Source organism: Streptococcus ilei (assembly GCF_000479335.1).
Classification (GTDB): Bacteria; Bacillota; Bacilli; order Lactobacillales; family Streptococcaceae; genus Streptococcus; species Streptococcus ilei.
Genome location: NC_022584.1, coordinates 1,622,581 through 1,634,825, shown reverse-complemented (window position 1 = coordinate 1,634,825; position 12,245 = coordinate 1,622,581). Strand labels below are relative to the sequence as shown.

Sequence of the window (12,245 nt, the reverse complement as noted above, 5' to 3'; positions counted from 1 at the left end):
CTCCCGACTCTCGCTACTCTCTTTTCACTTGTTCATAGGATTCCTTGCCATCATTGAGCTTGTCCCAGATGACGACTTTTCCTTCTTTGAGGGACTGTTGGACATCGATGATCCGCTGGTTGGAAGAGCCACGAAACTGCAACATCAGGTTGCGTTTGCTCTTATCATAGCGACCATCCACCAAGATATCAATCAATGATAACAGTTCCAGTTTGTCGGGTGTCTCCAGCATCATTTCTTCCCAGGTGTAGCCGGTCCAAGACCAGATATCTTTGTCAGGGAGTTCTCTTTTCACCCGCTTGACCAAGGGTAGCAGGATGCCAGTGTTGAGAAAAGGTTCACCCCCAAGCAGGGTCAAGCCCTGAACATAGGGTTGGGCCAAATCCTCCATGATCTGCTCTTCCAACTCTTTGGTGTAGGGAATTCCTGCATTGAAAGACCAGGTGGCTACATTGTAACAGCCCTCGCAGTGAAACATGCATCCTGCCACATAAAGGGAGTTGCGCACGCCTTCGCCATCGACAAAATTAAAAGCCTTGTAGTCGATGATGCGCCCTTGACTCAGTTCCTCGCTTTTCCATTCGCCTGGTTTTGGTGTATTCCATGTCATCCTTCTACTCCACCTCTATCCAATAACGCTCCGTTCCATTTCGAACATCCTCCAACTGGCCACCGTTAGCTAAGATAACAGCTCGACTAGCCGGATTGTCCATACTGCAGGTCACCAGAGCACGATGGATGTTCTTCTCCTTAGCTACTTGAAGACCTTGACGGAGAGCTTCCTTGGCATAGCCCTTGCCCTGTTCAGAGGGACGAATGGAATAGCCAATATGGCCAGCATAATTCAGCAACCCCTCATTCAGTCTCAGCCGTAGATTCAAAAAACCTAAAGCATGGCCTGATTTATCAAACAATACGAACTGAATTGATGGAACACGATTTTCAGGCAAATTTATTCCCATTTCTTTTTGCATATTTGTCTCCAACCAGTCTTCATAAACAAAAGCTTCAGCATTCCAAAATCCACCGTCGTGGGCAGATTGAGTCGCTTCAAATTCTGCCATCATGTCTAATACAGTTTCCTTATCTGCTAGAGTTGGTCTGCGTAATTCCATCTTTACCTCCCCATACGAGAAAAGCGAGAGCGAACTCTCACTTTTATTTTTTCTTAGCTTTCTTTAAAAATTGCTCTCTCAGGCTGGCTACCCGGTCTTTTTTATTGATTCCGCCTGTCGAATGTTTTTCGTGGAATCGTTGTACCTGAGCCTTGCCCTTATCGTCTAATTGGTATTTTCCCATAATCTTCCTTTTCTAATCTTTCACTTGGTGTCCAGCTGATTTGATAGTAGACCCGTTCATGTGTTTAACCCGCGCAGCGATTTCCTTATGGCGGCCATTGACCATGGGGCGAGCTTGAGGATTTCCTAGATAGCCACAGGTCCGTTTGACGACATCCACTGTCTTGGGGTCACTATTGCCACAGTTTGGGCAAGTAAAACCACGTTCGGTTGGCGCGAAGTCCCCTTCGAAATCACACTTGTAGCAACGGTCGATTGGCGTATTGGTTCCGAGATAACCGACCCTGTCATAGGCATAATCCCAAACCGCTTCAAGGGCTTTTGGATTTTGTTGGAGAACTGGGTACTCACAATAGTGGATAAAGCCACCCGTCGCTCCAGCTTCTGGATAGACTTTTTCAAAGTCCAATTTCTCAAACGGGGTTGGGTTCTTGCGGACATCGTAGTGGAAACTATTGGTGTAATATTCCTTGTCTGTGATATCCGGAACCTTACCAAATTTCTCCGTGTCCAAGCGACAGAAGCGGTCTGTCAAGCTTTCTGACGGTGTCGAATAGATGGAGAAGTGGTAGTCATACTGATCGGACCATTCTTCGACCCGTTTCTTCATATCCTTAATAATCTCGATTGTAAATTGTTTGGCTTCTGGATTTTCTTCCCAATTAGGCCCATAAAAGACCGTCGCCACTTCATACAATCCAATATAGCCGAGTGAAATCGTCGCTCTACGGTTGCGGAAAAGTTGGTCTACCTGGTCGTATTTGCCCAAGCGTTTCCCAAAAGCGCCATATTGATAAAGAATCGGTGCATTAGCTGGGGTTGCTTCCTTGGTCCGCTCTACCCGATAGACCAAAGCATCTTCCGCGATGTTCATCCGCTCATTAAAGATTTCCCAGAACTTTTCCTTGTCTCCGCCAGATTCCAAGGCAATCCGGGGCAAATTAACCGTCACAACTCCCAGATTCATCCGACCAGAATTGACTTCGACACCATTTTCATCCTTCCACCCTTGGAGGAAAGAACGACAGCCCATGGGTACCTTGAAGGAGCCCGTCAATTCGACAATCTTGTCGTAAGACAAAACATCCGGATACATGCGCTTAGTGGCACATTCCAAGGCCAACTGTTTGATGTCATAATTGGGACTCCCCGGCTCTAAGTTGAGGCCTCTCTTCAAGGTGAAAATCAACTTCGGAAAAATAGCGGTCCGGTGTTCTGAACCGAGTCCCTTAATTCGTATTTCCAGAATGGCCTTTTGAATTTCCCGTTCGAAACGATTGGTTCCGAGACCGAAGCCTAGCGAGGTGAAGGGAGTTTGCCCATTGGAGGTAAAGAGGGTATTGATCTCGTATTCCAGCGATTGCATGGCATCATAGATATCTTTTTTCGTTTTTTGCCAAGCATAGTCCTCGCGTTTTTCAGGGAGAACCCACTCCTCAGCATCCTTCAAGTGCTTCTTATAATTCTTTTCTGCATAAGGGGCCAAAACTTCATCGATCCGGTCTGCCGAGCAACCCCCATACTGACTAGAGGCCACATTGGCAATAATTTGCGAGATTTGAGCTGTTGCAGTTTGGATGGATTTAGGACTTTCTACTTCTGCATTCCCAATCTTAAAGCCGTTTCTCAGCATACCTTCAAAATCGATCAAGCAACAGTTAGTCATTGGAGTATAAGGGCTATAATCCAAATCATGGTAGTGGATATCCCCTTTTTGGTGGGCATTGGCCACGTGCTTGGGTAACATTTTGAGACCAATAGATTTTCCGACAATCCCCGCAGTCAGATCACGCTGGGTGTTGAAAACATCGCTGTCCTTATTGGCGTTTTCATTCACCACTGCTTGGTCCTTGTTGAGGAGTTTGCCGATGGTAAAATTGATATCCGTCGCTTTTGAGCGCTCAAAATCCCGCTGGGTCCGATAAGTAATATAGCTCTCAGCAATCGCATACTCATTGGCTTGTAATAACTCGTGCTCGACGACATTTTGAATCTCGTAAATTTTCACGCCACGAGGGAAGCGTTCCAAAACTTCAGCCACGATCCGGTCTGTTACGGTTTCTAATTTCGCTTCCAGGGCCGGAGTGAGGCCTGTCACTTCTTCTGTCGCCTTGACCAAAGCACGGTAAATTTTATCGACATCAAACTTGACCTTCCGCCCATCTCTCTTTTCCACAAAGAGTTGGGGGAGACTTTGGATATGCTCTTCTCGTAACGTTATCATACTCTCGCCCACTTTCTTTTTAATACAAATAGAATTCACCCCATATTATATCACTCAAAAATAAAAAATCAATATCTTGTGGCAAAAAATGTTATTTCATTTCAAAACCACAAGATATTGATAGTCTATTTATATCGGTACAAGGTGTACTGCGAACCCTTCTGGTTCACTTTTTCGTAATTTTTGGTTAGAACTTTTTGCAGAGCAGACGTTACATCTAGGTCTTTATTGACCACAATAAACTTCGGCTTAGCTTGCTTAATCTGATTGATTAGATTGGTTCGATTTTCCTTCGGCCCCATATAGGCAGTTGGGGTTAGGAGGGCTGAAGCTGCTAAACGGCCACTTTCTTGATAGAGATGAGCCGTCTGATCCCAAGCATAGATCGTATCTTTAGAATCGCTATGACTCTTGATATACTGAGCGATTGCACTTCGGTCACTAGCTAGATTGCTTTGGAGAACCAATTGATTCACAACTGGATAGCCCACTAAATAAGCCATTGCCAAAATCGGTAGGAAGGCTTGACTGGAGAAATAAAGGTCCCAGATAGAATTATTCTTCATCTTCCGGCGCTGGTAAGTAGACTCATCCCCGGCAAACCAAAGGGCTAACAAGGGGAGACCAAAAGGTAACAGGCTAAGGAACTGATAGGCCCCTTGCTCTGGTGTCCCAACCACAACTGCAACAACTAGCAGAAGACCGAACCAACTCATAAACCGAATCACACGTTGACCACTTGTCGACACTTTTCGGAAGGACATGACGAAAGCTGAAGCGAAACCAAGCGTCAACAGCAATAAACAGTAATAAACTAGGTTGGCAAATAGATGCCCGGCATCAAACTGGAGGGAGCGGAGACTATACAAGGTCTGATGGATCGCATACCCAAATGAGCCGTTCCACACAGTAATGTAGCCCAAGGGATAGAAAACAAGAGAGAATCCCAAGAGGGCAGCAAGGAATTGATAGAAGCCGTGGGCTAATTTCTTTTGCTTCACATGATAGGCTGTCAATCCGAGAAAAGCAAGCAGATAAAAAATCACACTCAGCCATGGCACAATCATAAAGGCCAAACAGGCTCCTGCACCATAGGCGACAAAGGATTCGTCCGTTTTCTCACCTTCTAGATAAGCAAGGATGAAATTCATAGAGCCAAACAAGAAGGGAAGGGCATAAAAGACAGCATAGTTCCCACCAAAGCCAAGCACTCCAGCAAGAAGGTAGAAGAGTAGCTGAACTTGTCCTGCAATTTTTTCACTTGCAACCAAGCTTCTGACCATCCGATACAGGCTCGTCCCAGCAAAAAAGTAGGCTAAAATCTGGAAGGCCACCAAGAGAACTTGACCTCCTACCAAACTTCCTAAACCACTGAGCCCATAGTAGAGCAAACCATTGACCCCAAAGAAATGACCATAAGGAACTTGACCTTGAGAAATCGCCCAACCGGCATATAAGTCCTGGGTTTGTTGGTTAGTCGCAACTAAGTTGATAAAAGGAAGAGCTACATGGACCATCCCAAGTAGGACACTTAAAGCAATTGGTAGTGACAAGGGAACTGGTCGCTTAATGGCATAGCGCCCCAAGGGCTTTTCATCTTCTTGGTTTTCTAACGACTCTTCTACATCCTCTTGGTCTCTTGACCTCGCTTCAAGCTTCTCTTTACGACTATGACCAGATCGTGATAAACGACTTAGAGTTTCGGTCGAAGCTTCTGTTTCGACCCCTTCTCCATTAACCTGGCTCTCTTCCTGGTTCTGATCTGATTCCACCGGTTGACTAGCAGTCAAAACTTCTTCTTCCCGGCTAATCGATTGCTCCAATACCTTTCGTAGCTCTTGAGTATCTTGAAAATTGGACCCGACACTTAAGCCAAGTTTATGCGATTCTTTTTCTTTTTCACTCATACCTTGTTTTTTCCTTTACTAGAATTGCAAGTGCTAAAGGGCACATGCATGCCCTACTAGTATATCAAAAATGGACCCGGCTGTCAGCTTTCTCCACAAAGAGAAAATAGATGACACACAAAAAGACAGACTATTTTTCACTTAAAATAGCTAGATAATTGTTCAAAAAAATGACTCCTATTACTTTGAGTCATCTAAGAATCTCTGAAACTTTCCGCCGTGAGAAAAATGCTTGAAACAGTGGCGTTTCAAGCATTCAGGAGTTTTGAATCTAAGGAAAGATTCTAGGAATTCTTTTTCTTCAATCTGAGACCGATACCTTCTCGGCATCCGTCTTTTCTTTTTAAAGTTGATTCAAGATAGTCTGAAAATCGTTTTTTACTTCTTCGATGGAAGTGGTCACTTCCTGACGAGTCTGGTTATTTTTGACGGTGATTTGGCCACTTTCAACCTCGCTACCACCTAAGGCAATGATAGTTTTTGCCCCAAAGACGTCAGCTGACTTGAACTGAGCCTTCAACTTACGTCCTAGGTAATCACGTTCTGCGATAAAGCCTTGACGACGAAGAGCCTGAACCAATTCCAAGCTGGCCACTTCTGCTTCTGAACCCAGGACAGCTACATAGACATCTAACGATGCCTCTACAGGAAGTTCAACTCCTTGTTTATCAAGAATCAACAACAGACGTTCAAGTCCCATCCCGAAACCAAATCCTGGAGTTGCAGGTCCACCAAAATATTCTACTAAGCCATCGTAACGACCTCCCGCACAAACGGTCAATTCATTTCCATCTACTTCTGTCACGAATTCGAAAATGGTGTGGTTGTAGTAGTCTAGGCCACGAACCATATTGGTATCGATGACATAGGCAATTCCTAAACCGTCTAGCATAGCCCGCACGGCATCAAAGTGTGCCTGGCTTTCTTCGTCCAAGTAGTCTAGGATAGATGGAGCATTCTCAACCGCTTGTTTATCTTCTTTTTCTTTCGAATCCAAAACGCGGAGCGGATTTTCCTCTAAACGGCGTTGGCTATCCTTTGAAAGTTGGTCCTTCATCGGAAGGAGGTAGTCGATCAAAGCTTGACGATAAGCCGTCCGACTGGCTGTGCTACCAAGGGTATTCAAGTGGAGGACGACATTTTCAATGCCAATCTCTTTAAAGAATTGGTCAGCCATGGCAATCGTCTCGACATCCGTTGCAGGATTGCTAGATCCAAAACACTCTACTCCAATCTGGTGGAATTGACGCAAACGGCCAGCTTGAGGGCGCTCATAGCGGAACATGGGACCGATATAATAGACCTTGCTTGGCTTTTGAACCTCTGGTGCAAATAGTTTATTTTCAACATAGGAGCGGACCACCGGTGCTGTCCCTTCTGGACGCAAAGTAATGTGACGATCTCCCTTATCATAGAAGTCGTACATCTCCTTGGTCACGATATCCGTTGTATCCCCAACAGAACGACTAATTACCTCGTAATGCTCAAATATCGGTGTGCGGATCTCAGCATAATTGTATTTTTTAAAGGTTTCGCGAGCAAATCCTTCTACATATTGCCACTTAGCGGACTCCTGTGGCAGGATATCTTGGGTTCCTTTTGGTTTTTGTAATTTCATAGACACCACTCCTTTGCTTGCTTTGTACTATTTATTCTATCATAATTTCTAGTTCGTGACAGTGCTCAAGCGATAAAATCATCCCACAAGCCCATTAGGAACAGAAAAAGCTAGCTTCTCCAGGCCCCAAAAAAAGAGCCCGCATCAAATGCAAGGCTCTATTTCTTTCGTTGCTTTACTTGCAACTATCTTATAAGATATTTTCATATTGTTCGCGAACTTCCTGTGGCCAGACACTGGTTTGGACTTCTCCGATATGTTTCTTACGAAGCAAGAACATAGCCATCCGCGATTGACCGATCCCGCCTCCGATAGTTAGTGGAAACAGGCCATTCAAAAGCGCACGATGCCATTCCAGTTCCAAACGATCTTGATCTCCTGTAATAGCAACCTGGCGTTTGAGGGTGTCCTCATCAACCCGGATCCCCATAGAAGACAATTCGAAAGCCGCACCAAGGTTATCATTCCAAACAAGGATATCCCCATTTAAGCCCTTGTAGCCATTTTCGGTCTCCGTTGTCCAGTCGTCATAGTCCGGCGCCCGTCCATCGTGTGGTTTGCCATCTGACAAGACGCCACCAATCCCAATCAAAAAGACTGCTCCATATTCTTTTGTGATGGCATTTTCCCGTTCTTTTGGTGTCAGTTCAGGGTAACGCTCTACCAACTCTTCTGTATGGATAAAGGTGATTTGTTTAGGTAAGATAGACTCAATATCATAGCGAGCTTCAACAGCCAACTCCGTCAAACGAATGGCCTTGTAGATCTTTTCAACTGTTTCTTTCAAGTAAGCGAGGTTGCGGTTGCCATTTGGAATAACCTTCTCCCAGTCCCATTGGTCGACATAAACTGAGTGGGTCGCATCCAAGGAATCTTCATCCGGACGAAGGGCCTTCATATGGACAAAGAGACCTTCCCCTTCCCCGAAGCCAAACCGCGCCAAGGTATGGCGTTTCCATTTCGCAAGGGAATGAACCACTTCATAGGTCTCGTTGGGAATTTGCAAGACCTTTACAGAGACAGGGTTTTCCACTCCAGATAGGTTATCCTGCATTCCATCTCCTACCTTACTCAAGATAGGTCCTTGAACTTCGACGACTTCTAGCTTGTCTTTCAAATACTGGGTAAACGTAGTTTTTACGAATGAAATTTCTTCTTGCTGGTGAATAAAACTCTTCTTCATAGAGACTCCCTTTAAATAGTTTGATTTTGATTATACCCTTTTTTAGAGAAAAATCAATAGTTACCGCTTCGAAAAGAGCTGTTTGAAAGATTGTCTCCTTTCAGCTAATTAACCCATCTATTTTATACTCATTTTTATTTTAACAATCAAAGTTATACTGTTGAAATAAGGTGCTTTTTGTGCTACAATTTACCTAAGAAGATAATCTTGTGATTTTTTTAACAAAGGGAGGGCTTTATTCTTAACAACTTCGTAACGAACAACCTAGTAACCTGTCGCAACACCGTGTAGTTTAATATCGACTCCATCTTTTGGAAACCTACTGATAGTCTTATTTGAACTAAGAGTAGGATTGTTTATTAAACACCCATTTTATGAAAAAGGAAGAAAATTATGGATAAAAAGAAATTTTGGATTTTTCCATTCGTTCTTTGTCTACTAGCCACCCTATTCACTTTAGGTTTGAATAAATCATCTGCTGAAACACCAACCGTCTCGATAACAGGAAAATTTGCGGACACGATTACCAGTGTCAACGTCACCAATAACGAGGGCGGAGATCTCAATTGGGAGTTAGAACAATGGGCAACTTTCCGAATTAATGCCACCTACGATTTGGCCGGAAAAAATGTCAAGGCAGGGGATACTACGGTCGTGACGGTTCCAGATGCTTTAATGATTACTTCGGATAGCTTTGAGATTCGAGATGTTAATACCAACGAAATCATCGCACATGCAACCGTAGATGCTGCAAAAAAATCGATTTCCCTCACCTACACAGACTATGTTGAAAAACACTCTGACACAAACGGCTCCTTCTTCTTCTATGCACGGATTGATTTCAAGAAGCACCCTGAAAAAGGAGAAATCCCGATTAAAATCACCATTAACAACGAACTAAAAATCGGCGGAAAGGTGACCTTCAAAGGAGTTGGAGATGGGAATCCCAAAATCTTGACAAAGACAAGCTGGGTCAATTCCGAAGATCACAAAACAGTATCTTATACCATTTCTGTCAACCGAACCAAAGAAAATATTAATAGCGTTACCATCGAAGACCATATGAAATTTACTAACGCTTCTTATGTACCAGGTAGCATCAAGGTGCTGAAAGGGACCTTTGCCTTTGTTGAAGGTGAATGGCAATTTAGCAACCGAACAGATGTCACTGACCAACACAAGGTGACTATTAGCGAAGACGGTCAATCCTTTGTAGTTGACTTAGGCGACATCACTGAAAACGACCAATACCGTATTGCTTATGATGTTAAGCTCAACTACGAGCCCGTAGATGGCGAACTCCTAAAAAACGATGCAATCCTAAAAGGTAAAAATACAGAGGTGAAACAAGTAACCAATGCTGCAGCTGTGCAAATCGCTGGTGGCTCTGGCGTCGGCTATGTATTTACCATCAATATCCACAAAGTAGACGATGCCAACCAACCCCTCCAAGGAGCAAAATTTAAGGTCGTACGCCAAGCAAACAACCAAGTTATCGGTGAGTATGTAACCGACGAAAACGGGAACATTACAGTCAACGCCTTGTTAAAAGATAAATATATCTTAACTGAAACAGAAGCACCTGCAGGGTACAGCATCAAATCTGCAGATACAGAAGTCAATGCTGAAGATTTCGGAGCTGACCACTCAGTAACTAAAACAATCGTAAATCCGAAGGAAGAAACAACCACTACAACAACAACGACAACCACTACAACAACTTCGGCTACCACAACAACCGAAGAGCCGACTACAACTTCAACTACGACTACAACTGAAGAACCGACTACAACTTCAACTACGACCACAACCAAAGAAGCTACAACCACTACAACAACGACAAGCGAAGAACCGACTACAACTTCAACGACTACTCCTACTCCAACACCAACTCCGTCATCTTCAACAACTGAAGGTACCGGCGATGGCAAAGGTAAAGGTCGTAAGAAAGTTCTCCCAAGTACAGGTGACGTCGCAGCTACTGGATTCATTGTCCTAGGAGCAGTTGTTCTATCAGGTGCTATCTTATTGAAACGTAAACTTTCAAATCAATAAACCTGACTAAATCGCAACCTCTAGCTAATGGCTAGAGGTTTTTTTGTCTAGCTTAATTTGACAAATGAGGAAATCTTAAATTGAAGTTATCATACACATCTTTTTACATTCCTCAACTTTCCGGAAAATGACTCTTTTTCGGAAAGTCATAGTTTTTAAATTCTTTCTATAAGCTAGTATATTCATTGAAATTTATCCAAAAAAGGTAGAGTTTGGATTGAAATACAGTGCAATATATCGCATTTGGCAAAAAGAAAAAACGCTTGAAATCAGCGTTTTTCTTATGTATTGATTCGTATTGAACCCCTACTTAACTTCTTACTAGGGATGATGATCTTTTTCAGGATTGCTCATAATATGTGTAAATATTTCTTTATATTTATATTTCAGATATTTTTCGTGTAGAATGAATAAAGCTACGTAAACAATCATAAAAACAATAGATAAATACAGCGTATCAAATGTGCTATGTCCAAAATAAGTTGCTGATTCATAAGATCCAATAGCTCCTAAGATCAACCAAGGAATATACTTGTAATACTTAGTTACCATAACACAGTCCCTCCTTTAATTAAACTAATGAGAATATCTAAAACTAAAAGTCATACCTGTACGTGTAGGATTATAAGGATCTAAGGTCATCAAAGTGCTAAATTCTCAAACCAACTTCTACCGCCAATAAACGTGGAAGTTAATTTGTCAAAACAATGCTATTAAAAAATAAAAGGGAAAACTTTTTTGTTAAATAAGGTTATCGTTACTATTAACCAAATATAGTTTTTAGCCAATCAACTATAAGTGGTCTAAGTAATGGGATTAAGAATAGACCTACAATGATACCTAAAATAAATATTAGAAACATTTTTTTGAAGCTTCTTTTGTTCATCTATGGACACATCCCTTCAATTAATGGCATCCCCACCATCTCCAACTATCTAACAAATTTAAGAGTGGGAGCGATTATACAAAGAATTAATAGTGATTTTTTCACGTTTTCTACGTCTTTCTTTAATATATATGATATACTAAACACATATCGAAATGTAAAAATGTCACATATATACACATAATTAGAGGTGGAGCTGTTATGCGTTGGGATTATGGTACGATCTATAAAAAAATACGGAAATCAAAACATATTAGTCAAGAGGAAGTTTGCCAGGATTACACTTCAAGAGCGCACTTGTCTCGTATTGAATCGAACCAAGTGGTGCCTAGTTTTGAGTTGATGGAGCATCTTCTAAAGCAGGTTGGCCTAGATTTCGAAGAATTTCGATATATATGCCATTCTTACCACCACTCCGATAGAGAAGAAATTATCTTATTAGCAGAAGATAACAATGCCTACCAATCAAATGATAAATTATTTGAACTGAAGAATAAGAGTGTAGCTTATTTAAAAAAACATCTTAATGATATTCCTGTGTTAAATATACTAAAGAGAGTAGAGGTCATTCTTTGTTTAAGAGAATCTGGTCCAGATGAGAAGGTAAGAACGATGGCCACGGAAGCATGGAACGAAATTAAAAATCAGGATGTCTGGTATCATAGTGACCTCAAATTAATTGTCGTTATTTTATTCACACTTCCACTAGAAACAGTGATTTCTATCTGTGATGAAGTTATAGATAGGCTGAATGATTACTCTGATTATACAGAGATTCTTCCCACCAAGTATAAATTACTCTCTAATTTAGCTAGTATTTTTCTGTGGAATGGTTTGATGGAGAAGTGTACCAGTATCAGTTATCTATTGTTAGATACGGCCAAAAAAAGTAAGCGATATGATTTTCTAGGAAATGCTAAAGTGACACTTGGAATTTGTTTAACTGATAAAAAGTTGGTCGATGAAGGCTTGCAGCTACTCGAATTAACGGATGAACAAACACTATTGGAAGCATGTCAATCAGATGTGAATCGCTTTTTCAAGAAATGAGTTTCTAATTAAGAATCGTAGAAA

Annotated in this window: 10 protein-coding genes; 2 read left to right on the top strand and 8 right to left on the bottom strand. The window is 42.2% G+C overall.

All coding sequences use genetic code 11. From position 1 onward, the window contains the following. Window positions 1–13 precede the first annotated feature (13 nt). The 7 genes from nrdG to asnA form a co-directional block, all read right to left on the bottom strand. Window positions 14–610, bottom strand: coding sequence for an anaerobic ribonucleoside-triphosphate reductase activating protein (nrdG, locus tag N596_RS07655; RefSeq protein WP_023027516.1), 597 nt, complete (start codon window positions 608–610; stop codon window positions 14–16). A 4-nt stretch (window positions 611–614) separates the two neighbouring features. Further along, window positions 615–1,115, bottom strand: coding sequence for a GNAT family N-acetyltransferase (locus tag N596_RS07650; RefSeq protein ID WP_023027515.1), 501 nt, complete (start codon window positions 1,113–1,115; stop codon window positions 615–617). A gap of 43 nt (window positions 1,116–1,158) precedes the next feature. Continuing rightward, entirely contained in the window at window positions 1,159–1,299 is a 141-nt protein-coding gene (locus N596_RS10160; protein WP_006595204.1) for a hypothetical protein, read from the bottom strand. 12 nt (window positions 1,300–1,311) lie between these two features. Beyond that, the gene (gene nrdD, locus N596_RS07645; RefSeq protein ID WP_023027514.1) at window positions 1,312–3,522 is read right to left on the bottom strand and encodes an anaerobic ribonucleoside-triphosphate reductase; all 2,211 of its coding nucleotides are present in this window, start codon (window positions 3,520–3,522) and stop codon (window positions 1,312–1,314) included. A 125-nt stretch (window positions 3,523–3,647) separates the two neighbouring features. Then, on the bottom strand, window positions 3,648–5,429 hold the full coding sequence (locus N596_RS07640) for a heme transporter CcmD (RefSeq protein ID WP_023024968.1): 1,782 nt from the start codon (window positions 5,427–5,429) through the stop codon (window positions 3,648–3,650). A 343-nt stretch (window positions 5,430–5,772) separates the two neighbouring features. After that, the gene (gene hisS / locus N596_RS07635; RefSeq protein ID WP_023024966.1) at window positions 5,773–7,047 is read right to left on the bottom strand and encodes a histidine--tRNA ligase; all 1,275 of its coding nucleotides are present in this window, start codon (window positions 7,045–7,047) and stop codon (window positions 5,773–5,775) included. Between the two features lie 190 nt (window positions 7,048–7,237). Next, window positions 7,238–8,230: an aspartate--ammonia ligase gene (asnA, locus tag N596_RS07630; RefSeq protein WP_023024964.1), complete on the bottom strand. Its 993-nt coding sequence runs from the start codon at window positions 8,228–8,230 to the stop codon at window positions 7,238–7,240. A gap of 393 nt (window positions 8,231–8,623) precedes the next feature. Between asnA and N596_RS07625 the strand changes: the two genes are divergently transcribed. Next, the gene (locus N596_RS07625) at window positions 8,624–10,285 is read left to right on the top strand and encodes an LPXTG cell wall anchor domain-containing protein (RefSeq protein ID WP_023024962.1); all 1,662 of its coding nucleotides are present in this window, start codon (window positions 8,624–8,626) and stop codon (window positions 10,283–10,285) included. 321 nt (window positions 10,286–10,606) lie between these two features. On the opposite strand, the gene N596_RS07620 is transcribed toward N596_RS07625, so the two are convergent. After that, window positions 10,607–10,837 carry a hypothetical protein gene (locus N596_RS07620; protein ID WP_023027513.1) on the bottom strand — a complete coding sequence of 77 codons (231 nt, stop codon included), beginning with the start codon at window positions 10,835–10,837 and terminating at the stop codon, window positions 10,607–10,609. A 535-nt stretch (window positions 10,838–11,372) separates the two neighbouring features. Between N596_RS07620 and N596_RS07615 the strand changes: the two genes are divergently transcribed. Next, window positions 11,373–12,221, top strand: a complete 849-nt coding sequence (locus N596_RS07615) for a helix-turn-helix domain-containing protein (protein ID WP_023027512.1) — start codon at window positions 11,373–11,375, stop codon at window positions 12,219–12,221. Window positions 12,222–12,245: the final 24 nt, after the last annotated feature.